Genomic DNA, 21,515 nt, shown 5'->3' with positions numbered 1-21,515 from the left:
ATGCCGGCCAGCCTGAAGAACGTCTACCGCCTGGGCGTCAAGGAATTGTGGAGCCTGTGGCGCGATCCCGCGCTGCTGCTGCTGATCGTGTACACCTTCACGGTCGCGCTGTACGTCGCCGCCACGGCGGCGCCGGAAGGCCTGCGGCGGGCCGCGATCGCCATCGTCGACGAGGACGGCTCGGCGCTGTCGGCGCGCATCGCCGCGGCGTTCTATCCGCCGCATTTCGCGCCGCCGGCGCGCATCGGCCTGGCCGACACCGACGCCGCCCTCGACAGCGGCACCTCCACCTTCGTGCTCGACATCCCGCCGGATTTCCAGCGCGACGTCCTCGCCGGCAAGCGTCCGCAGGTCCAACTGGCCATCGACGCCACCCGGATGAGCCAGGCCTTCGCCGGCAACGGCGCGATCCAGCAGATCGTGCTCGGCGAGGTCGGCGAATTCGTGCAGCGCTACCGCGCGGGCGCGGCGGCCACGCCGGTCGACGCGACCATCCGCCAGCGCTTCAACCAGGCGCTCGAACCGGCGTGGTTCGGCGCCGTGATGGAGCTGTCGAACAACATCACGATGCTGTCGATCATCCTGACCGGCGCGGCGCTGATCCGCGAGCGGGAACACGGCACCGTCGAACACCTGCTCGTCATGCCGGTGACGCCGACCGAGATCATGCTGTCCAAGGTCTGGGCGATGGGCCTGGTGGTGCTGGCGGCCGCCGTGGTGTCGCTGGTCGCGGTGGTGCGCGGCGCGATCGGCGTGCAGGTCCAGGGCTCGATCGCCCTGTTCCTGGCCTGTACGGTGCTGCACCTGTTCGCGACGACGTCGATGGGCATCTTCATGGCCACGCTGGCGCGCAGCATGCCCCAGTTCGGCCTGCTGCTGATGCTGACGCTGATCCCCCTGCAGATGCTGTCCGGCGGCGTGACGCCGCGCGAGAGCATGCCGGACGCGGTGCGCTACCTGATGTCGCTCGCGCCGACGACCCACTTCGTCGGCCTGGGCCAGACCATCCTGTTCCGCGGCGGCGGCCTGGCCACCGTCTGGCCCTCGATGCTGGCGCTGGCGGCGATTGGCACGGTGCTGTTCGGCGTGTCGCTGGCCCGGTTCCGCAAGACGATCGCCCGGATGGCCTGACGCCGGATGGCCGCGCCGGCCGCCGGTCAGCCCGGGGCAGGCGCGTTCCAGTCGTGCCGCCCCTCGAACCAGCCGGCCAGGAAGTCGATCAGCAGGCGTACCTTGGCCGGCACGCGGCGCCCGCCCGGGTACACCGCGTGGATGTCGAGCGGATCGCTCTCGAACCCCGCCAGGACCGGCGTCAGGCGCCCCGCCGCCACCCACGGGCGCAGGACGAAGGCGGGGCCGAACACGAGCCCGAGGCCGCGCAGCGCGGCATGGCACGCCATCGTCATCGAGTTCGAGCGCAGCGGCCCGCCGACGTCGACCAGCAGCGGCCCGCGCGCGTCGCGGTACCACCAGGTGCCCGGCGTGCTGGCGGAATGGATCCACAGGCAGCGATGGCGCGCCAGCTCGGACGGGTGGGCCGGTTCGCCGTGGCGCGCCAGGTAGGCGGGCGCCGCGCAGGTCAGCATGTGGCTTTCGCCCAGCTTGCGCGCCACCAGCGAGGAATCCGGCAGCCGGCCGATGCGCACCGCGAGGTCGAAGCCCCGGTCCAGCAGGTCGGCGAAGCGGTCGTCGAACTCGGCCTCGAGCACGATCTCGGGATAGCGCTCGAGGAACTGCGCCAGCGCCGGCGCCAGGTGCAGTTCGCCGAAGGTCTGCGGCGCGGCCAGCCTGACCAGGCCCTTCGGCACCGATTGCAGCTGCATCGCCTCCAGGTCCGCGTCCTCGACGTCGCCCAGGATCTGCAGGCAGCGCTGGTGGTAGCGGGCGCCGGCCTCGGTCAGGGCCAGGCGGCGCGTGGTCAGGACGAGCAGCCTGGCGCCCACGCGCTCCTCCAGGCTGCGCAGGTGCTTGCTCACCATCGCTTGCGACAGGCCCATCTGGCGCGCCGCGCCGGACAAGCTGCCCGCTTCCACGCTCTTGACGAAAACGGCCATGCTGGTCAGGCGATCCATCCTTTATCTCCTACTCCTGGTTATAGGTGAGATGACCATCATACGGATTATCAGCGCAACGCGCTGCAGTTAACCTGTCCTCATGCCTGCACGGGCAGGCCAACACGAAAGGACAAGCATGACTTCCACGACACAAGACGATCGACGCCGGCCCGCCGGGCACGGCACCGGCACCAGCACCAGCACCAGCACCACGGTCCACGTCAACGGGCTGCGCCTGCACGTCGTCGAGCGCGGCACGCGCGGTCCCGCCCTCGTCTTCCTGCACTACTGGGGCGGCTCGGCGCGCACCTGGGCGCAGGTGGTCGACGCCCTGCCGGCCGACCAGCGCTGCGTGCTGCCCGACCTGCGCGGCTGGGGAGCGTCCGAAGCGCCGCCCGGCGACGACGCGTATGCGCTGGCGGACCTCGGCGCCGACATCGCCGCGCTGGTCGGGCGGCTCGGCCTGCGCCGCCACGTCCTGGTCGGCCACTCGATGGGCGGCAAGGTCGCGCAGTTGCTGGCCGCGCGGCGCCCTCCCGGCCTGGCCGGCCTGGTATTGGTGGCGCCCGCCCCGCCGGGTCCGCTGGCCCTGCCGCCGGCGGCGATCGAGGCCATGCGCACGGCCTACGCCACCCGGGACGGCGTGGAAGCCGCGATCGACCACATGCTGACCGCCCGGACGCTCGCGCCCGCCGTGCGCGCGCAGGTGATCGAGGACAGCCTGCGCGGCGCGCCCGGCGCCAAGTCGGCGTGGCCGACCCGCACCAGCCGCGAGGACATCCGCGCCGCGCTGGATGACATCGCGGTGCCGGTCATGGTGATTGCGGGCACCGAGGACCGCGTCGATTCGCTGGCGACGCTCCGCACCGGGTTGTTGCCGTACCTGCGCGACGCGGACCTGCGCGTGCTGGAAGGCGTCGGCCACCTGTCGCCACTGGAAGCGCCGGACGCGGTGGCCGGCTGCATCGCCGCCTTCGTCGCCCGGCTGGATGCCGGCACCGGGGCGCTGTCCGGCTAGCCGTGGATGTACCTGGCGAAGACGTCGCTGAAATCGCGCTTGGTGTGCGTCTCGAACATGGCGGTGTTCAGCGCCGCCAGCAATGCGCCGTACTGGCCGACCAGGCCGCCCTCGCCCGGCGCGATGTTCAGCTTGTGGACCGAGGCGGTCGCTTCCAGCGCGCGCAGGGCGTTGTCGCGGCATGCCGCGTCGCGCCGCTGCTGCTTGCCGATCGAGATCAGCGCCTTGTAGATGTCCTTGAGCTGCTCGATGAAGGTCTTCTTCACGTCGATCGAGAACTTGATGTCGTCGATGCTGAACTTGAGCTCGATGTCCATGTCCAGCGTGCCGGCGGTCTCGATGCTGACGCCGGACACCTGGTGCGACGCGTAGTCGTAGCGCTTGATCGCGCGCTTGGAGGAGATCGCGGAATCGCCGTCCACGTGGATCAGGGCGAGGTTGGTGAAGCAGTACTCGTCCTTCTTGCTCTTGATCAGGAAAAAGATCTGTTCGCCGTCTTCGCTGAACAGGTAGTCGTCCGCGTCCACCTTGTTGTAGTCCGCCGGTCCGACGATGATCCCGATATCGCTGATGCCCAGCGCATCCGCAGCCAGTTTCTTGAACATGATCGCCCTCGTGTGGTGAAAACGACTACGTTACCACGATCCAGGCGCCGTGGATGCGCCATCCTCCGGCACGGCGGGCAGCGGACGTCATGTGAAGTGAGGAAAACTCTCTACAGCACTCATTACCTCAAGCAACAATTCGCGCGCGCCATCCCAGACGATCTGCACGCCGAGGCAGAGCAGGATGAACGCCGTCAGGCGCAGGAACACGGCGGTGCCGGCCTCGCCGATCAGGCGCAGGAAGTGCTCCCCGTATCGGAACGCGAGGTACAGCAGCACGCCGATGACGGCCAGCGCCGCCAGCGCGGCGCCCATGCGCGCCAGCGACACCGCCAGCTGCGCGTCGTGCAGGGTCACGCCGACGGTGATGGCGACGGAAATCGACGCTGGTCCGCAGCTGATCGGAAAGGTGAGCGGATAGAACGCCTGGCGGTACGCATGGTCGGTCGTGAACGCTTCCGCCAGCGCCGCACGGCTGTCGGGCGTGGACGGCGTCGCCCCCAGCAGGCGCCACGCGACGGCTGCGAGGATCAGCCCGCCGCCGATGCGCACGATCGGCAGCGAGACGCCGAAGAAATCCAGGACGTACGACCCGACCAGCATCGATCCCGTCATCAGCCAGAACATATTGCGCGCGATCCGGCGCGCCAGCATCGCGCGGGTCGCCGGCGCGGCGCCCTCGGTCATGCTCAGGAAGATGGGCGCGGTGGCGGCCGGATTCAGGATGGGCAGCATCGTCGCGAAGACGAAGAGGAAACTCCGGATGGCGGCCGCGATCAGGTCATAGGTCATCTGGCATTGCCTCGCAAGGTACGGCACTGCCGGTTGCCGCGGTCGGGCACATGGCTAGGGCATCCGCCGCGCATGACGGAAGCGCGCATAACGGTTCAACAGGTCGTTGATCAGCTGTTCGCGCGTATAGCCGGTGACGTCGTGCTGCTGGTCGCCTTCCGAACTGTAGGCCATCGCCCGGTAATGGCGGTCGTCCGCGTTCCGGCTGTCGCTCTCGGCCCAGGCGAAGCTGGGCGCGCGGAAGCTGCGCGCGCGGATGGTGTAGCGGAACGCGCCACGGTCGCCGTGCGGCACGTCCAGGTCGAGCCGGTTGTCGCTTTCGTGCAGTTCGGGCGCCAGGCCGCTTTCCCGCATCTGCGCCGCCACCGCATCGAGCGCATCGCGCACCGTGCCGTCCAGGAACGCGGCGATCTCGGGCCGGTCGTAGAAGCTGGTGATGCTGGCCAGGCGCTGCTGCCAGCTCAGTCCCGTGGCCGGCGGCGTGTCGGCGGCCACCGACAGGTCGATCGCCGTGCCTTCCGACTCGGTCTGCAGCGCGCGCAGCAGGCCGTAGCACATGAGCAGCATCACCAGCGCGAACGGCAGCGCGCTGGCGAGGGCGGCGGTCTGCAGCGCCTGCAGGCCGCCGGCCAGCAGCAGCACCGCCGCCACCAGTCCGGCGCAGATGGCCCAGAAGATGCGCTGCCACACCGGCGGATTCGGTGCGGCGCCCGAGGTGATCATGTCGATGACCAGGGCGCCGGAGTCGGCCGAGGTGACGAAGAAGGTAATCACCAGCAGCGTGGCGAGACCGGAAGCGACCAGCGACAGCGGCAACTGCTCGAGGACTTCGAACAGCGCGACGGGCAGATTGTCGGCCACGGTCTGCACGATCGGCGCGGCGCCGCCCAGGTCGAGGCCGATCGCGGTGTTGCCGAACACCGTCATCCACAGGAACGTGAACAGGACGGGGACCAGCAGGACGCCGCCGACGAACTCGCGGATCGTGCGGCCGCGCGAGATACGCGCGATGAACATCCCGACGAACGGCGACCAGGAGATCCACCAGCCCCAGTAGAACAGCGTCCACTTGCCGAGCCAGGCATTCGGCTCGTAGGCATACATGCGGAAGGTGCGCTGCACGACCTCACCCAGGTAGGCGCCGACGTTCTGGACATAGGCCTCCAGCAGGAACACGGTGGATCCGGCCGCGAGGACGAACAGCAGCAGCGCGATCGCCAGGATGATGTTGAGTTCCGACAGGCGCTTGACGCCCTTGTCCAGGCCCGTTCCCGCGGACAGCGTCGCCATGCCGGTGATGACGGCGATCAGGACGATCTGCACCTGCGGGTTGACCGGCAGGCCGAACAGGTGTGCGAAACCCGCGTTGACCTGCAGGACGCCGAAGCCCAGCGACGTCGCGACGCCGAACATCGTGCCCAGTACGGCGAAGATGTCGATGGCGTGGCCGGCCGGCCCATGGATGCGGTTGCCGATCAGGGGAAACAGGCTCGAACGCAGGGTGAGCGGCAAGCCACGGCGGAACGCGAAGTAGGCCAGCGCCAGGCCGACCACGATGTAGATCGCCCAGGCATGCAGGCCCCAGTGGAAGAACGTCAGCACCATCGCGTGGCGCGCCGAATCGATCGTGCGTCCCGGCCCCGTCGGCGGCTGCGCGTAATGCTGGATGGGTTCGGCCACGCCGAAGAACAGCAGGCCAATGCCCATGCCGGCGCTAAACAGCATGGCGAACCAGGAGAGGTAGCTGTATTCGGGTTCGCTGTCGTCGGGCCCGAGCTTGACGTCGCCGTAGCGGCTCATCATCAGGAAGATCACGAAGATCAGGAAGATCGCGACCGACAGGATGTAGAACCAGCCGAAGTCCCGCACGATGGCCGCCTGCAGCGTGTCGAACAGGTTGCCGACGCGTTGCGGGAACAGGGCGGCGGCGGCGGCGAACGCGAGGATCAGCACCGCCGAGACGTAGAAGACCGGCGGATTCACCTGGATCCACCGGCGCTGGCCGGAACCGGCGGCGTGCCGCGGCAAGGGGTCTGTCATGGCATGAACCTTTCTGTTCAGAAGTAGTAACCGGCCTGCAGGTTGATCCTGCGCGTGAATCCGTCGTGTGCGGCGGACGTCGACGCGAGTCCCCCGAAGTCCGGCGACAGGTACGGATGGTGCTTGCCCAGCATGAGATCCAGGTAGAACGTCCACTTCCCGGCCGAGAAGGTCATGCCGGTGACGTTCTGCACCGAATCCTTGTAGCCGCCGGTCCGCTTGCGCAGCACCCCATAGTCGTTGTAGACCTTGAAACCCGCGAAGGGACCGATGCTGCCGGCGATGTCATGGCTGATGTTGGCGACGACGATGTCGCCGCCGGATGCGACCGGGAACGGATAGCCGAACGCGCCCAGCATCACGAAACTTTCCGGATCGAGGCCGCCGTACGTGCGTCCGGCGCCATGGGCCGTGCGGTAGCGATAGCGTACCGCCTCGAGCATCACGACCAGCGGGCCATACACGGCGCGGGCGTGCGCCGCCAACGCGTGGCGCCGCGTACTGGCGCCACGGCCGTTGTCGATCGATCCTGCCAGGCCGGACAGCCCCACCTCGTGGCGGCCGCCGGGGCCGACGTGCCAGGCCAGGCGCCCGACCACCGTGTCGCGCTCGCTGTCGCGCTGGCCGGTGCCGAACCCCTGCTCCTCGTCGTCCGGCACGATGTTGTACGAATAGCGGTTCGATTTTCCGGCCGTGTCGGCGCCGCCGCCGTACGAAGCGCCATCGCGCGGGAAATAGGCGAGTTGCCATTCGAACGGCCCGGGACGGCTGTGGTAGGTGATGCCGAGGTCGTACTTGTCCTCCAGGCCGGCATAGAAGGCGATCGACTCGTAGAAGTTGTTCGACGCGAGGGGCAACAGGCCGAACGGGTTCCGGTCGAGACCGACGTGCAATTCGCTCCGGTCGGCGAAGCGCACGCCCGCCCAGCCATGGTGCAGGAAGTGCTGCCAGTAGCCGCCCTGCCCTTTGGGGAACCGGTTGTAGCGGTACTGCGCGGAGCCGATCACCGTGCCGTCGTCGTAGTTCAGGTCCAGCCGTGCGGTATCCAGGCCGAAGAAGCCGCTGCGGTAGTCGTCCTGCCAGCTCTTGTGGACGTAGTTGAAACGGATCGCGCCGCCGACCGTGAGCGAAGGGCTTGCCGGCACTTGCGCGTGTGCGGCGCCGCCGAGCAGCAGGCCGGCCACCAGGCCGGCCGAGCGCATGCGGCGATGGCGGTCGCGGTGGCCGTCATGCCGGCAATGGCGGACCACGGCGCTCATGGCCCGCGCCTGTCGTCCAGCAAGCTGCCGCTGTGTTGAAAAATAAATTTATACAAATCAAAATGCTTTTTGAATAATCTTGTTCATTGTGACATACGCGGGTATGTACACGGCGCACGGCAGGAAGGCCGCCCGGCAAGCCTTCCGTCATCTTGGCAAGTCGACTATACTGGCCGGGGGTGCTTACACATCGTCGTGTAGCAGGGATGCGTCAGGTCGGGCCGCCACGCTTTTCCCGCTCGCCCATGCACAACGTCGACGCCCCACGCCATCGTCCCCCGCACCCGCCTTCCCGGTGGCTGCAGCGCCCATGCCCAACCGGTCCCGGCGCGCCGCAGCATCGCTACCGGCATCGCTTGCCGCTTCGCTTGCCGCTTCGCTTGTCCTTGCCTTGCCACGCCACGGCCGCCCCGGCGCGCCCGGCCATCCCACGCACCGAACAGGAGCACACCGCATGACCGTCATCCAGCGCGCCTTGTCGCAGACATTCAATCGTTTCTTCGCCTCCGAAAAAGCCGGTGGCATCGTCCTGATCGCCTGTACGCTGTTGTCGCTGCTGCTGGCGAATTCACCGGCCGGCCACGATTACCTGCAGTTCTGGCACGTGCAGGTCGCCGGACTGAGCATCGAGCTGTGGGTCAACGATGCCCTGATGGCGATCTTCTTCCTGCTGATCGGGCTGGAACTCGAACGCGAGATGCAGAGCGGCGAGTTGTCGAACTTCCGCAACGCCCTGCTGCCCATACTGGCCGCGGCGGGCGGTATCGCCGTGCCTGCACTGGTCCACTTCCTGTTCAACCGGGGCCTGCCGAGCCAGTCCGGGATGGGGATTCCGATGGCCACCGACATCGCGTTCGCCCTTGGCGTGCTGGCCCTGCTGGGCAAGCGCGTGCCGGCCTCGCTGAAGGTCTTCCTGACCGCGCTGGCCGTCATGGACGATCTCGGCGCCATCATCGTCATCGCCGTGTTCTACAGCAGCGGGCTGTCGCTGGCCTACCTCGCCGGCGCGCTGGCCGTGTTCGCAGGCCTGCTCGTCATGAACCGGCGGCTGCGCATCGTCGCGCTGGCGCCCTATCTCGTCGGTGGCGCGCTGATGTGGTTCCTCATGCTCAAGTCGGGCGTCCATGCGACCATCGCCGGCGTGCTGCTCGCGTTCGCCATCCCCTATTCCGCCCGCGAGGACGACGCGGCATCGCCCTCGCACCGCCTGGAACACGCGCTGCATTTCCCGGTCGCCTTCGTCATCCTGCCCATCTTCGCGCTCGCCAATACCGGCATCGTGATCGGCGCGGACTGGATGGCGCAACTGGCGTCGCCCAACAGCCTGGGCATCGTTGCCGGCCTGGTGCTCGGCAAGCCCGTCGGCATCACGCTCGCATGCCTGGCCGCGGTCCTGCTCGGCCTGTGCCGCCTGCCGCTCGACCTGAACTGGCGCCATGTGTTCGGCGCCGGCCTGCTGGGGGGCATCGGCTTCACGATGTCGATCTTCATCACCAATCTCGCGTTCACGGATGCGCCCACCCTCGTCAACGCATCGAAGATGGCGATCCTCGTTGCCTCGCTCACCGCAGGTGCGCTCGGCTTCGCCTGGCTCAAGCTGTTCGGCGGTCCGACGGCGATGGACAGCGATACCGCCACGATGGACTTCGAGGAAGACATGGCGCGCGCGCCCCGCACGGGACGAGGCATCCCGTCGTAATTGCCGCCCGCGTCGCGGCCCCGCCGCATGGTCGGTCCTCGTCACACCTGCATTGATTTTCGCAAAAACAACAATTATGGTAATTTAATAGCAAAATCATTTTATTTGTGGAAACATGGTGGCATGCCTTGCACGGGACGAGATCATGCTGAAAGACACCGCCGACGTCTGTACCACCCAGGAAGCCGCAACGTTGCTGGGCATTTCCCTGACTTCCGTCCAGAAACTGGTGGAAAGCGGCGAACTGGCGGGATGGAAGACGGCGGGCGGCCACCGCCGCATCCAGCGCGCGGCGGTGCTGGCGTTCCGCGACCGCGCTCCCGGCACGGCGGGGGCGGCGCCGTCCGCCGACGTCAGGACGACGCTCCTCGTGGTCGAGGACGACGAGGTGCTGCGCACGCTGTACGCGGCGCGCCTGCCGCGCTTCGGCCTGCCGCTGGACATCCAGTTGTGCAGCAACGGCTACGACGGCCTGATCGAGGTCGGCCTGCGTCCGCCCGACGTGCTGATGCTGGACATCGCGATGCAGGGCATCGACGGCTACGAGATCATGGAGACCGTGCTCGCCCGCCCGGCCCTGCGCCACATGCACATCGCGATCGTGACCGGCATGGCGGACCGGGACCTCGCCGCGCGCGGCGGCCTGCCGCCGGGCGTCGCCCGGTTCGGCAAGCCGGTCCCGTTCGACCAGTTGCGCGGCTTCCTGACGGCCTGCTGCATGCACAAGCAGCGCACCGCCGCCTAGCCCGCGGGAGGACCGGATGCCGCACTCGCACGTTCGCACGACCTCGCTGATCGGCCTGCTGTGCTGCCTGTCGGTGGCGCTGGTCGCCGCCATCTGGACGTCCACCTACCGGCAGGTCGCAGCGGCCGAACAACGCGCGCTGGCCGGGGCGACGCGCGACGCGGCCAGCTTCGCCCGGGTGTTCGAGGAGCACACGGCGCGCACCTTCCAGTCCGCGGACCAGGCCGTGCGCTTCATCAAGTACGAGTACCGCGACGAAGGACCGCATGTCGACCTGGCGCGCATGGTGTCCAGCGGCGTCATCCTGGGCGACATCTTCAACCTGTACTCGATCATCGACGCCGACGGCGACCTCGCGCTCTCCAGCCAGCCGTTCCGGCCGGTGAACCTGGCGGACCGGGAGCACGTGCGCGTCCACCGCGAGCGCGCGGACGTCGGGCTGTTCGTCAGCAAGCCGGTGCTGGGACGCGTGTCCGGAAAGTGGTCGATCCAGCTGACGCGCCGCATCGACTTGCCGGACGGCGGCTTCGGGGGTGTCGTGGTGGTGTCGATGGACCCGTTCTATTTCATCCGCCTGTACGAATCGACGCACATCGGCCGGCACAGCGTCGTGACCCTGATCGGCACGGACGGCGTGGTGCGGGCGCGCCGCAGCGGCACCCTCAGCGAAGTCGGTCGCGACCTGTCCGGCAGCCGGATGCTGCGGCTGATCGGGACGCGCACCGATGGCGTCCTGCGCCTGGCCAGCCCGGTGGATGGCCGGGAACGCCTCTATGCCTTCCGCCGGCTCGACGCGTATCCCCTGCTCATCCTGGTGGGCATCGACGTCCAGGAGACGCTGGCGCCGGTGGAGGCGCTGCGCCGGGAGCAGGTGGTGCAGGCCGTCGCGCTCAGCCTCGCGATCGCGCTGCTGACCGCGGTGCTCATCGCCCTGATCCGGCGCCTGATCCGCAGCCGCGCGCATGCCATCCAGGCCAGTGCGGCGAAGACGCAGTTCCTGTCGAACATGTCGCACGAACTCAGGACGCCGCTGAACGGCATCCTGGGCTATGCGGAGCTGCTGGGCGAGGAACTCGAGGATCCCGCGCACCGCGACTACGCCACCGTCATCCACGACAGCGGCACGCACCTGCTGGCGCTGGTGAACCGGCTGCTGCAGCTCAACAAGATCGAGGCCGCGCGCGAACGCGTGCTGGCGGCGCCCGAGGACATCCGCGCGATCGTGACGCATGCGGTCGACGCGCATCGCAGCAACGCCGCCCGCAAGTCCCTGGCGCTGGGCGCCACCGTCGACCCGGCCGTCCCCGCGCTCGTCGAGTGCGACCGGGTCAAGGTGACGCAGGTCCTGCACAACCTGTTGCACAACGCGATCAAGTTCACGGACGCGGGCCAGGTGCGGCTGTCGGTGTCGCCCCTGGGAGACATGCTGCTGTTCACCGTGGCGGACACCGGACGCGGCATCCCGGACGCGCTGCGCGAGCGCGTGTTCGAGAAGTTCTTCCAGGTGGATGCGCGCGACGCCCGCATCAGCGAAGGCTCGGGCCTCGGGCTGGCGCTGGTGCGCGAACTGGTCGTGCTGATGGGCGGGCAGGTCGCGGTGGCGTCGCGCGTCGGCGCGGGCACGACGTTCCGCTTCACCCTTCCCTGCCATCCGCCCGCGCCGCCCGCGGCGCAAGCCGAGGCAAGCTTACTGGAGAACGCATGAGCCACAAGACCATCCTGCTCGTGGAGGACAACGAGGTCAACCAGCGGCTGCTGGTCCTCCAGTTGTCCCGCCTCGGCGTAGCCGACGTGGACGTCGTCGGCAACGGCATCGAAGCCCTGGCCTGGCTCGATCGCCACACCTGCGAACTGGTCCTGGCGGATTGCCAGATGCCGGGCATGGACGGCTACGCGATGACCCGGGCGATCCGCGCCCGCGCGCTGCGGCGGCGCGACGGCGGCCGGCTGCCGGTCGTCGCCCTGTCCGCCGGCGTGATGGACGACGACAAGGCCGCCTGCCGCGCCGCCGGGATGGACGACCACGTGTCCAAGCCGACCCGGCTGGATACCCTGCGCGCGGCGCTGGAAACCTGGATCGCGCTGCCGCCGGCGCGCGGCGCGGGAAGGCAGCCATGAGCTACGCACCCATCCCCGGCAGGTTTTCCCATGCCATGCTGTGCGACGCCGCCGACCAGGATCCCGCGCTGGTCGCGGAGCTGCTCGACGTCTTCCTGCGCACCACGCCCGGCCGGGTGGCGCGCCTGCGCGCTGGCGTCGCGGCGCGGCGGGCAGCCGCCGTCGCGCAGGAGGCGCATGGCCTCAAGAGCACGCTGGCCCTGCTCGGCGCCACCGACGCCAGCGCCATGTGCGACCAGGCCGAGCGCCTGGCGCGGCGCACCGGCGCCTGCCCCGACCCCGCGACCGGCGCGCGCCTGTTCGCCCTGCTCGACCTGGCCATGGACGATGCCGCGCGCTGCCGCGACCACCATCGCGCCCTCGCCGGGGACATGCCATGACGCCCGGCCTGCCGCCCTTTCCCGTGCTGGCGCCGCTGCGCGTCCTGGTACTGGAAGACAATCCGTTCGAACGCAGGGTGCTGACGACCCTGTTGAAACGCCTGGGCGTGGGCCGCGTGGACGAGGTCGGAAGCGGCGACGCCGCGCTGGCCCGCCTGCGCACGCACGCATTCGACGTCGTACTGTGCGACCTGCAGGTCCGGGACCTCGACTGCATGGACGGCATCGAATTCCTGCGCAGCGCGGCGCCGCACCTCGACTGCCCCCTGATCCTCGTCTCCGGCATCGACGAAGACCTGGCGATCGCCGCCGAAGTCCTGGCGCAATCCTATGGACTGGCGTGGGGCGGCAGGCTGCGCAAGCCGGTCCTCGCCGCCGAACTCCGCCCGCTGCTGGAAGCCTGCACGGTGCGGCGCGCGGGAGCGGCGCGCCTTCCGCCCGAGGCTGCGCGGCGCCGCTGGAGCAAGGCGGATCTGCGCATGGCCTTGAAGCGCGGCCAGTTCGTGCCCTGGTTCCAGCCCCAGTACGGCCTGGCCACGGGCAAGCTGTTCGGCGCGGAAGCGCTCGCCCGCTGGGTGCATCCGGACGCCGGCCTGGTGCTGCCGGGCGACTTCGTCCCCCTGATGGAACGGGAAGGCATGGTGGACGCCCTGTTCGACGCCATGCTGGACGGCGTGCTCGACGCCATGGCCGGCTGGTCCGCCGCGGGCGTGCACGTGCCGGTCTCGATCAACGCCTCGCCGCTCACGCTGGAAAACGTGCACGTGCCCAACCTGTGGCGGCGCCGCGTCGAAGCGCGCGGCGTCGATCCGGGCACGCTCACCATCGAGGTCACCGAAACCGCCATCGCCAACGATTTCCCGTGCCTGCTCGAGAGCATCACCCGGCTGCGCATGCATGGGTTCCGGGTCTCGCTGGACGACTTCGGGACGAGCCATTCGTCGCTCCAGCAGATGAGCGAGCTGCCGGCCACCGAAGTGAAGATCGATCGCTCCTTCGTCGGACGGGCGCTGCGCCATTCCCGCACCCACCTGATCTTCCGCAGCATCGTCGACCTGGGCCGCAGGCTCGGCATGACCGTGGTCGCGGAAGGCGTCGAGACGCGCGCGCAGCATGCCTTCGTGCACGACATGGGCTGCGATGCGGCCCAGGGCTGGCTGCACGGCCGGCCGATGCCGCCGGACCAACTGCACGCGGCGCACCTGCAGGGCGCCGATCCGGTGGACGGGCCGCACGCCTGACGCGCGGGCGTGCGCGGCAGGACCTCCGGCAGCCCGCCCACGGCAGGCGCCGGCGCCCACCGCCGGGGACGGCGCCGCCCACGTGGCCGCCAGGCTGGCGCAACCCGGCCGCGCGGCCCGGCGTCACCCGACCGGCAGGTCGTGCGCCCGTTCGGGCGCCGCCGCCCGCCCCAGCCACGGCGCCAGCGCGTCCACCGGGAGCGGCGGCGCGTACAGGAAGCCCTGGAAGCGGTGGCAGCCGCATGCGAGCAGCGCGCGCCGCTGCGCCTCCGTTTCCACGCCTTCCGCCACCACCTCGAGACCCAGCTTGCCGGCCAGCGCGATGATGGCGCGCACGATGGTGCAGGCGTTGCGCGTCGCCAGCATGTCGCTCACGAAGGAACGGTCGATCTTGAGCTGCGTGATCGGCAGGCGCTCCAGGTAGCTCAGCGAGGAATAGCCGGTCCCGAAGTCGTCCAGGGCGAAGCCGATGCCGCAGTCCTTCAGCCGCCGCATCTTGGCGACCATGTCGTCGACGTTCCCCACCAGCAGGCTCTCGGTCAGTTCCAGCTTCAGGCGCGCCGGGTCGGCGCCGGTGCGGCCGACGATGGCGGTCACCCGGTCGACGAAGTCCGGCTGGCGCGCCTGGCGCGCGCTGATGTTGACGGCGACCGTCAGGCCGGCCGTGTGGGCGGCGCGGCGCCAGGCCGCGAGCTGGCGGCACGCCGCTTCCAGCACCCAGTCGCCGATCGCGACGATCAGCTCGGACTTCTCGGCTTGCGCGATGAACGCGGCCGGACCCACCAGGCCGCGCCGCGGATGCTGCCAGCGCAGCAGCGCCTCGGTCCCCAGCAGGCGGCCGCCGCGGTCCAGGATCGGCTGGTGGAACACGACGAACTGGCGCGCCACCAGCGCGTGGCGCAGCTCGGCGTCGAGCAGGACGCCCGCGTCGATGTTCGCCTGCATGGCCGGATCGAAGATGCGGTAGGCATTGCGGCCGGCCGCCTTGGCCTCGTACATCGCCATGTCGCCCTGCTTGAGCACGTCGTCGACCGAACGGGCCTGCGGGTCGAACAGGGCGACGCCGACGCTCGGCGTGCAGCGGACCGCGTGGCCGGCGATGGTGTGCGGCAGTCCGAGCGCCGCGACGACCTTGGCCGCCACCCGGGACGCGTTGGCGCAGGCCTCGACGCGCGTGGCGCCCAGGTGTTCCAGCAGGACGACGAATTCGTCGCCGCCCAGGCGCGCCGTCGTATCGGTCTCGCGCGTCGCCTCGCGCAGCCGCGCCGCCACGCGCCGCAGCAGCTGGTCGCCGACGTCGTGGCCCAGCGTGTCGTTGAGCCCCTTGAAGTCGTCCAGGTCCAGGAACAGGACGGCGCCCCAGGTCCTGTCGCGCTCGGCCTTGCGCAGGGCCTGCGCCAGGCGGTCGAGCAACAGGCGCCGGTTCGGCAGGCCGGTCAGGACGTCGTGGAAGGCCAGCTGCACGATCTCGGCCTCGGCCTGCTTGCGCGCGCTGATGTCCATGCGCGTGCCCACCAGGCGCAGCGCCTTGCCGGCCGCGTCGCGCTCGACCACCTTGCCGCGGCTGAGGATCCAGACCCAGTGTCCGAGCCGGTGGCGCAGGCGGTACTCGACGTCGAAGATGCCGTCCGCCGCCGTCGCCTGCCGCAGCGCGCGCTCGACGTCGCGGCGGTCGTCCGGGTGCACCTGCGCCAGCCAGTCCGCGCAGGTGCGGCCGGGGCCGGCGGCGCCGGCCGCCGCATGGCCGATCATGGCCAGGCCGCGCGCATCGATCTCGATCCGGCCGCTGTCCAGGTCCCAGTCCCACAGCCCCAGGTCGGCGCCGCCCAGCGCCAGCTCGACGCGTTCGGCGGCGGCGGCCTGCTCGGCCCGGCGCGCCGCGCGGACGGCGCGCAGCCAGCGGCGCCGGCGCTGGCGCAGGAACAGCGCGGCCGCGCCCAGCACGCCGGCCACGCCCGGCACCAGCGCGGCGTCGAGCGCCAGCCGGCGCCAGGGCGCGCGCACGGCGTCCAGGCTGCGGCTGACGCCCACCACCAGCCGCCGGTCCAGTCCCAGGTTGGCGCCGGCCACGGTCCGCTGCGCCACCAGGCGTTCGGCGCCGCCCGCGAACAACGGACCGCGCAGGATCGTGCTGTCGCGCCCGCTGCGCAGGTGGCGCAGGTAGAACGGCGTACCGCCCGGCGCCACGGTCGGCGGCGCCACGTCGCCATAGGGCACGAACAGCAGCCGGGCGCCGCCCTCGTCGACCACGGCGCTGGTCATGTCGGGCGCGTACAGGGCCGAGCGCATCACCACGTCGAAGTACGACGGATCGAGGACCGCGACCAGCACCTGCCCCGCCGCCGGCCCCGTGGCGCCGAGCGGCAGCGACGCCTTGATGTCGGCGACGCCGTGCGCGCCCGGCGCCGACGCGGACAGGTAGAGCGTCCGCGCCGCGTCCATGTGGCGCAGGCGCGCCACGAAACCGGCGTCGTCGAGCCGCGTCCGGGCGTCGTCGTCCGCCTGCAGCACCCGGCCCTGGCGGTCGACCAGCATGATGGCGCGCACGCCGGGCATCGCGCTGCGCAGCGCATGCACCGCGGCCCGCTGGCAGGCGCGCCCGCAGCCGTCGTCGCGGTCGACGATCGTGGCGCGCACGTTCTCCAGCACGCTGCGCACGGCGGCCAGCTGGCGCACCAGGTTCTGGCCGATGATGGCGGCCTGCTCGCTCATGCGTGCCTGTTCGGCGCGCAGCGCGGCGTCGCGCTCGGACCAGGCCAGGCTGGCGCTGGCCAGCACGGCCAGCGCCAGGGCAATGCCCAGGGCCAGCCATTCGCCGGCGTCGCGGCGCACGTCACTGCCGTCGTCGTCCGTCTCGTCCCGCTCGTCGTTGCGCGCTGCCCGATTCATGCCGCCCCCTCGTGACTGGATGGTTACCGCTCGATGCAGGCACTCTACCCGCGCGCGCGGCGGCCGATAAGCGGGGCGGCGCGGGTAACTGTATTGCGCGGCGCGCAAAGGACAAGCCGGTCCGGCGGAACTACAATCCTTCCATCGGTCCCGCCTGCGCCGGACCGGAAAAAAAGATGATCGACCGATAATCAATCGATGCGTGCCGAGTGGATGCGACTCCTCCGGTCCCCATCAGACAGGAACACACGATGACCACGAATCACACGTCCAACTACGCTCCCGACATCTCGCCGGGCATGGTGCGCCTGCTGGCCACCGCCGCCGGCCTGATCGTCGCCAACCTCTATTACGCCCAGACCCTGGTCGGCCCGATCAGCGCCGCCACCGGGTTGTCGCCCCAGGCGGCCGGCCTGATCGTGACGCTGACGCAGGTCGGCTACGCCCTCGGCCTGCTGTTCATCGTCCCGCTGGGCGACCTGGTCGAAAACCGCAAGCTGGTGTGCACGCTGCTGCTCGCCACCGCCGCGGCGCTGCTGGCCGCCGCCTTCAGCCCGAACGCCTGGCTGTTCCTGGCCGCCTCGCTCGGCATCGGGCTCGGTTCCGTCGCGGCCCAGATCCTGGTGCCCTTCGCCGCCCACCTGTCGCGCGAAGCCACGCGCGGCCAGGCGGTCGGCAAGGTCGTCAGCGGCCTGCTGCTGGGCATCATGCTGGCGCGCCCGGCGGCGAGCCTGATCGCCGACCACGCCGGCTGGCACACGGTGTTCGGCGGCGCAGCCGTCGCGATCCTGGCGCTGGCGTTCATCCTGCGCAACAAACTGCCGCAGCGCGTGCCGACGTCGACCCTGTCGTACGGCAAGCTGATCGGCTCGCTCTGGCACCTGCTGGCCACCACGCCGGTGCTGCGCCGCCGCGCCGCCTACCATGCGGGCCTGTTCGGGTCGTTCAGCCTGTTCTGGACCGTGGCCCCGCTGATGCTGGAAGGCCCGCAATTCCACCTGTCGGGCACCGGCATCGCGATCTTCGCCCTGGTCGGCATGGCCGGCGCGATCGCCTCGCCGATCGCCGGCCGCCTGGCCGACGGCGGCCACACGCTGCCGGCCACCGCGGCCGCGCTGGTGCTGGGCATCGTCGGCTTCGCGCTGCCGCTGTACCAGCCGGAGTCGCGCGCCGCCGGCATCGCCATCCTGACGGTCGCCTCGATCGTGCTCGACATGGCCGTCGCCGCCAACCTGGTGCTGGGCCAGCGCGCCATCTTCTCGCTCGGCGCGGAAATCCGCAGCCGCCTGAACGGCATCTATTTCGCGCTGTTCTTCGCCGGCGGCGCGCTCGGCTCCGCGGCGGGCGCCTGGGTCTTCGCCCACCACGGCTGGCACGCCGCGCTGCTGACCGGCATGGCCTTCCCGGCGCTGGCCCTGCTGTACTGGTTCGGCGAGCTGGCCGGGCACAAGGCGGCGCAGCGCGCGGCCTGACCCGCCGCCGCGCCGGTCGCCGGTCGCCGGTCGCCGGTCGCCGGTCGCCGGACGCCGGACGCCGAACGCCGGACGGATCATGCCGCGCCGGCGCACCGGCGGGCTCAGAACTTGTGGCGGATGCCGACGCCGTAGGTGTTGGCGCGGTTCGCGCTCCTGAGCCGGTCGGTCTGGGCGACCGCGTACAAGTCGGTACGCCTGGACAGGAAGTAGTCGTAGCCGACGGCGCCGGTATCGCGCCGGTTGTCGGCGCCGGCGGCCACGTCGATGTCGGTGCGGGCGAACGACAGCATGACGCTGCCGCCGCCCGCCGGCACGGCCACGCCGGCCTGCGCCGTCCTCGCCTTCAGGTCCGGACGGCGGCTGTCGGCGCTGTCCCACGAGGCGAACAGCTTGGCCTTGCCCAGGTCGTAGCTGCCGCCGGCGAACACCGTGCGCTGCTCGGACTCGCCGATCCTGGCCAGGCCGGGGCCGACGCGGGCACGCTGCGCGACCACCCAGGCCACGGCGGGCCCGCTCGCATAATGCAGGAACAGGCCATCGTTGCGCGTCGCCACGCCGAACGTGGTTTCCCCCAGCGAGGCCAGCGCGGCCAGCCGGAAACCGTACAGCGCGGGCGTGGTGTACGACACGACGTTGTCCCAGCTGGTATCGCCCGACACCGCGCGGCCCATCGTGGGCGACCAGACCTGGGCCAGCAACGGCGCGAAGCGGATCGAGCCGCCGAAGGGATTCGATTGCGCGGTCGCGACGAACAGCGGATTCAGGATGCGCCCGAGCTTGAGTTCGCCGGCGCGTCCCTGCAGGCCGACGAAGGCGTTGCGGGCGAACATGGCGTCGGTATTGGTGCGGCCGGCGGCGCCGGTGTCGAGCTGCAGGTAGCCCTCGATCGCGTAGACGACCTTCAGGCCGCCGCCGAGGTCCTCGCCGCCGGCGAAGCCCCAGTACGAAGTCTGCATGCCGCCGCTGTTGACCTGGGTCGTTGCCGGCCCGGCGCCGCTGATGCCGGAACGCCCGGCCCACATGTCCAGCAGGCCGTAGACCTGGGTCGCCGACTGGGCGCAGGCGTTGCCGCCGGCGAGGACGAGCGCCGCCAGGGCGCTGGTCGCGAGAATCGATTTCAATGCCGTCTCCTTGTAAGTGATCGAGTCCCTGATTATCGTTCGATCACTTAATTTCGCAAAGAGTTCGGCGCACCGCGCGGCGCAACGCGCCATTTTCAACCATATATCTGTCGTTTCCGCGCCATGTTCCGCGCACGGCACGGAATCGCCTTGTTTTTTTTATTGATCGAACTATCATTAGAGAAGGCCACGCAGATGGCCTCAACCACGACATTGGAGATCGCATGACCGATAGAAGACACTTCCTCAAGCATGGCACGCTGGCCGTCGGTGGCATCGTCCTCACCGGCTGCGGCGTGCTGGACGCGGCGCACGCCGCGCCCGCCCCCGCCCCGGCAGGCGCGACGCCGGCGCAACGGATCCCGCTGGTCCTGGCCGGCCAGGCCGTCCGCACGATCGACGTGCACGCCCATTGCGTGATCCCCGAGGCGCTGCGCCTGATGGGCATCGACGTGTTCGCGCTCTACCCGAAGACGATGAAGGGCGGCCAGGAAAACATGATCGTCGTCGCCGAGCGGGTGGCGGCGATGGACGCCCAGGGCGTGGACATGGAAGTCCTGAGCATCAACCCGTTCTGGTACACGCAGGAGCGCAACCTGTCGGCGCGCATCGTGCGCCTGCAGAACGAAAAGCTGGCCGAACTGTGCGCGGCGCGGCCGGACCGCTTCGCCGCGTTCGCCTCGCTGTCGCTGCAGCACCCCGACCTGGCCGTGCGCGAACTCGACCACGCGGTGCGCACGCTGGGCCTGCGCGGCGCGGCGATCGGCGGCAGCGTGGCCGGCGTCGACTTCGCCGACGCGCGCTTCCATCAGGTCTGGGCGCGGGCCGAGGAGCTCGGCGCCACGCTGTTCGTGCACCCGACCGGCACGCCGGAACTGGCGCAGCGCTTCGCCGGCAACGGCTGGATGCCGAACGTGATCGGCTACCCGCTCGAGACCACCATCGCGCTGCAGCACTTCATCTTCGAGGGCGTGCTCGACAAGTTCCCGGCACTGAAGATCTGCGCCGCGCACGGCGGCGGCTATCTCCCGGCGTCGGCGGCGCGCATGGACCACGGCTGCTTCGTCAACCCGGGCGCCTGCGCCCACGGCCCGGCGCTGAAAAAAGCCCCGAGCGAATACGTGAGCCAGCTCTACTTCGACAGCCTGGTGTTCACGCCGCAGGCGCTGCAGCACCTGGTGCGCCAGGTCGGCGCCTCGCAGGTGCTGCTCGGTTCCGACCACCCGTTCCCGTGGTCGGCGCAGCCGGTCGCGCACGTGCTGGCGACGCCGCAGCTGTCGGATGCCGACAAGGCCGCCATCGTCGGCGGCAACGCGCGGCGCCTGCTGGGACTCTGAGCGGTCAGGGCTTGCGGATCCGCTTCAGGACCGCGGGCGCGCTGTCGAGGAAGGCGTGCACCTTCTGCTCGATCACGCGATCGAGGTCCTTCGGCACCTGCAGGCCGTAGATCCACTTGCGCACGCCGACGTAGAAGATCGCGGCATGCAGTCCCCAGATGAACTCGATCTCGTCCTCGTATTGCTGCGGGGTCGGGTCGGGCACCTTGAACTGGCGCCGCAGCTCGCCCAGGATGACGTCGAAGATGCGTTCGCGCAGGCGCGCCAGGTAGCGCGTGTTGATGCCCTCGCGCGTGAGGCCGGCGAAGATGAAGATGCGGATCCAGTCGCTCTTGAGGATCACGCGGCCGTACTGGCGATAGAACTCCTGCAGGCGCTCGCTCAGGGGCCGCGTGCGGTCCTTCAGGATGTCTTCCCACTCGTGGTTCCAGCGCGACAGGTAGACTTCGTGGAACACGCGGTCGGCCAGCGCCTCCTTGTTCGGGAAGTAGCGGTAGAGCAGCGGCTGCGACACCCCGATTTCCTTGGCCAGTTCGCGCGTGCTGGCCGAGAAGCCGTGCGTCGCGAAGTACTTGATGGCTTTCTGGACGATCAGCGCTTCACGGTCTTCGCGCGCCAGGCGGCGCCCGGTCTCGGGCGCGCCCGCCGGCGCCGCCTCGGCCCTGGGTGCCTTGGGCGCCCTGGGGGCCTTGGCGGCGCGCGTCTTCTTCACGATAGTCGAACTCATTCTGGCCTTTCCTTG

At 70.0% G+C, this 21,515-nt stretch carries 18 protein-coding genes; 10 read left to right on the top strand and 8 right to left on the bottom strand.

The features are described 5' to 3' along the window. Window positions 1–1,131 carry an ABC transporter permease gene (locus QZ749_RS13135; RefSeq protein ID WP_296947535.1) on the top strand — a complete coding sequence of 377 codons (1,131 nt, stop codon included), beginning with the start codon at window positions 1–3 and terminating at the stop codon, window positions 1,129–1,131. Between the two features lie 26 nt (window positions 1,132–1,157). Here the strand turns inward: QZ749_RS13135 and QZ749_RS13130 are convergent, their stop codons facing one another. Then, the gene (locus QZ749_RS13130; RefSeq protein WP_296947534.1) at window positions 1,158–2,072 is read right to left on the bottom strand and encodes a LysR family transcriptional regulator; all 915 of its coding nucleotides are present in this window, start codon (window positions 2,070–2,072) and stop codon (window positions 1,158–1,160) included. Window positions 2,073–2,190: 118 nt separating this feature from the next. Between QZ749_RS13130 and QZ749_RS13125 the strand changes: the two genes are divergently transcribed. Further along, the gene (locus tag QZ749_RS13125) at window positions 2,191–3,072 is read left to right on the top strand and encodes an alpha/beta fold hydrolase (RefSeq protein WP_296947531.1); all 882 of its coding nucleotides are present in this window, start codon (window positions 2,191–2,193) and stop codon (window positions 3,070–3,072) included. On the opposite strand, the gene QZ749_RS13120 is transcribed toward QZ749_RS13125, so the two are convergent. From QZ749_RS13120 to QZ749_RS13105, 4 genes are all read right to left on the bottom strand, one after another. Then, entirely contained in the window at window positions 3,069–3,677 is a 609-nt protein-coding gene (locus QZ749_RS13120; RefSeq protein ID WP_296947529.1) for a PH domain-containing protein, read from the bottom strand. The genes QZ749_RS13125 and QZ749_RS13120 overlap by 4 nt on opposite strands. Before the next feature lie 87 nt (window positions 3,678–3,764). Beyond that, on the bottom strand, window positions 3,765–4,469 hold the full coding sequence (locus QZ749_RS13115) for a MarC family protein (RefSeq protein WP_296947527.1): 705 nt from the start codon (window positions 4,467–4,469) through the stop codon (window positions 3,765–3,767). Between the two features lie 54 nt (window positions 4,470–4,523). Beyond that, entirely contained in the window at window positions 4,524–6,509 is a 1,986-nt protein-coding gene (locus tag QZ749_RS13110; RefSeq protein WP_296947524.1) for a BCCT family transporter, read from the bottom strand. A gap of 17 nt (window positions 6,510–6,526) precedes the next feature. Beyond that, window positions 6,527–7,768 carry a hypothetical protein gene (locus QZ749_RS13105; protein ID WP_296947522.1) on the bottom strand — a complete coding sequence of 414 codons (1,242 nt, stop codon included), beginning with the start codon at window positions 7,766–7,768 and terminating at the stop codon, window positions 6,527–6,529. A gap of 454 nt (window positions 7,769–8,222) precedes the next feature. Here QZ749_RS13105 and nhaA point away from each other — a divergent pair, with 454 nt between their 5' ends. The 6 genes from nhaA (at window position 8,223) to QZ749_RS13075 (ending at window position 13,951) form a co-directional block, all read left to right on the top strand. After that, on the top strand, window positions 8,223–9,467 hold the full coding sequence (nhaA, locus tag QZ749_RS13100) for a Na+/H+ antiporter NhaA (RefSeq protein ID WP_296947519.1): 1,245 nt from the start codon (window positions 8,223–8,225) through the stop codon (window positions 9,465–9,467). A 145-nt stretch (window positions 9,468–9,612) separates the two neighbouring features. Continuing rightward, on the top strand, window positions 9,613–10,212 hold the full coding sequence (locus tag QZ749_RS13095; RefSeq protein WP_296947516.1) for an excisionase family DNA-binding protein: 600 nt from the start codon (window positions 9,613–9,615) through the stop codon (window positions 10,210–10,212). A 16-nt stretch (window positions 10,213–10,228) separates the two neighbouring features. Further along, window positions 10,229–11,917 (top strand): hybrid sensor histidine kinase/response regulator, encoded by a 1,689-nt coding sequence (locus QZ749_RS13090; protein ID WP_296947514.1) that lies wholly within the window; start codon window positions 10,229–10,231, stop codon window positions 11,915–11,917. Then, the gene (locus QZ749_RS13085) at window positions 11,914–12,330 is read left to right on the top strand and encodes a response regulator (protein ID WP_296947510.1); all 417 of its coding nucleotides are present in this window, start codon (window positions 11,914–11,916) and stop codon (window positions 12,328–12,330) included. Before QZ749_RS13090 ends, QZ749_RS13085 begins: the two co-directional genes overlap by 4 nt. Next, entirely contained in the window at window positions 12,327–12,710 is a 384-nt protein-coding gene (locus QZ749_RS13080) for an Hpt domain-containing protein (protein WP_296947507.1), read from the top strand. The genes QZ749_RS13085 and QZ749_RS13080 overlap by 4 nt, the downstream gene beginning before the upstream one ends. Further along, window positions 12,707–13,951 carry an EAL domain-containing protein gene (locus QZ749_RS13075; protein ID WP_296947506.1) on the top strand — a complete coding sequence of 415 codons (1,245 nt, stop codon included), beginning with the start codon at window positions 12,707–12,709 and terminating at the stop codon, window positions 13,949–13,951. The genes QZ749_RS13080 and QZ749_RS13075 overlap by 4 nt, the downstream gene beginning before the upstream one ends. Window positions 13,952–14,074: 123 nt before the next feature. Here the strand turns inward: QZ749_RS13075 and QZ749_RS13070 are convergent, their stop codons facing one another. After that, window positions 14,075–16,840, bottom strand: coding sequence for an EAL domain-containing protein (locus tag QZ749_RS13070; protein ID WP_296947503.1), 2,766 nt, complete (start codon window positions 16,838–16,840; stop codon window positions 14,075–14,077). A gap of 251 nt (window positions 16,841–17,091) precedes the next feature. Here QZ749_RS13070 and QZ749_RS13065 point away from each other — a divergent pair, with 251 nt between their 5' ends. Beyond that, a complete protein-coding gene (locus tag QZ749_RS13065; protein WP_296947500.1) occupies window positions 17,092–18,312 on the top strand; it encodes an MFS transporter in 1,221 nt (406 codons plus the stop codon). Window positions 18,313–18,416: 104 nt separating this feature from the next. Here the strand turns inward: QZ749_RS13065 and QZ749_RS13060 are convergent, their stop codons facing one another. Then, window positions 18,417–19,436 carry a porin gene (locus QZ749_RS13060; RefSeq protein ID WP_296947498.1) on the bottom strand — a complete coding sequence of 340 codons (1,020 nt, stop codon included), beginning with the start codon at window positions 19,434–19,436 and terminating at the stop codon, window positions 18,417–18,419. A gap of 224 nt (window positions 19,437–19,660) precedes the next feature. Between QZ749_RS13060 and QZ749_RS13055 the strand changes: the two genes are divergently transcribed. After that, window positions 19,661–20,773 carry an amidohydrolase family protein gene (locus tag QZ749_RS13055; protein WP_296947496.1) on the top strand — a complete coding sequence of 371 codons (1,113 nt, stop codon included), beginning with the start codon at window positions 19,661–19,663 and terminating at the stop codon, window positions 20,771–20,773. 4 nt (window positions 20,774–20,777) lie between these two features. Here the strand turns inward: QZ749_RS13055 and QZ749_RS13050 are convergent, their stop codons facing one another. Next, window positions 20,778–21,500, bottom strand: a complete 723-nt coding sequence (locus QZ749_RS13050) for a TetR/AcrR family transcriptional regulator (protein ID WP_296947493.1) — start codon at window positions 21,498–21,500, stop codon at window positions 20,778–20,780. Window positions 21,501–21,515: the final 15 nt, after the last annotated feature.

Source organism: uncultured Massilia sp., from assembly GCF_913773735.1.
Taxonomy (GTDB): Bacteria; Pseudomonadota; Gammaproteobacteria; order Burkholderiales; family Burkholderiaceae_D; genus Telluria.
This window is presented reverse-complemented; position numbering and strand designations above follow the sequence as displayed.

Coding starts and splice junctions, on each gene's coding strand:
- QZ749_RS13050 (WP_296947493.1), bottom strand. CDS start 21,500: ATGAGTTCGACTATCGTGAAGAAGACGCGCGCCGCCAAGGCCCCCAGG.
- QZ749_RS13125 (WP_296947531.1), top strand. CDS start 2,191: ATGACTTCCACGACACAAGACGATCGACGCCGGCCCGCCGGGCACGGC.
- QZ749_RS13110 (WP_296947524.1), bottom strand. CDS start 6,509: ATGACAGACCCCTTGCCGCGGCACGCCGCCGGTTCCGGCCAGCGCCGG.
- QZ749_RS13080 (WP_296947507.1), top strand. CDS start 12,327: ATGAGCTACGCACCCATCCCCGGCAGGTTTTCCCATGCCATGCTGTGC.
- QZ749_RS13085 (WP_296947510.1), top strand. CDS start 11,914: ATGAGCCACAAGACCATCCTGCTCGTGGAGGACAACGAGGTCAACCAG.
- QZ749_RS13075 (WP_296947506.1), top strand. CDS start 12,707: ATGACGCCCGGCCTGCCGCCCTTTCCCGTGCTGGCGCCGCTGCGCGTC.
- QZ749_RS13070 (WP_296947503.1), bottom strand. CDS start 16,840: ATGAATCGGGCAGCGCGCAACGACGAGCGGGACGAGACGGACGACGAC.
- QZ749_RS13120 (WP_296947529.1), bottom strand. CDS start 3,677: ATGTTCAAGAAACTGGCTGCGGATGCGCTGGGCATCAGCGATATCGGG.
- QZ749_RS13135 (WP_296947535.1), top strand. CDS start 1: ATGCCGGCCAGCCTGAAGAACGTCTACCGCCTGGGCGTCAAGGAATTG.
- nhaA (WP_296947519.1), top strand. CDS start 8,223: ATGACCGTCATCCAGCGCGCCTTGTCGCAGACATTCAATCGTTTCTTC.
- QZ749_RS13095 (WP_296947516.1), top strand. CDS start 9,613: ATGCTGAAAGACACCGCCGACGTCTGTACCACCCAGGAAGCCGCAACG.
- QZ749_RS13105 (WP_296947522.1), bottom strand. CDS start 7,768: ATGAGCGCCGTGGTCCGCCATTGCCGGCATGACGGCCACCGCGACCGC.
- QZ749_RS13055 (WP_296947496.1), top strand. CDS start 19,661: ATGACCGATAGAAGACACTTCCTCAAGCATGGCACGCTGGCCGTCGGT.
- QZ749_RS13130 (WP_296947534.1), bottom strand. CDS start 2,072: ATGGATCGCCTGACCAGCATGGCCGTTTTCGTCAAGAGCGTGGAAGCG.
- QZ749_RS13090 (WP_296947514.1), top strand. CDS start 10,229: ATGCCGCACTCGCACGTTCGCACGACCTCGCTGATCGGCCTGCTGTGC.
- QZ749_RS13065 (WP_296947500.1), top strand. CDS start 17,092: ATGACCACGAATCACACGTCCAACTACGCTCCCGACATCTCGCCGGGC.
- QZ749_RS13115 (WP_296947527.1), bottom strand. CDS start 4,469: ATGACCTATGACCTGATCGCGGCCGCCATCCGGAGTTTCCTCTTCGTC.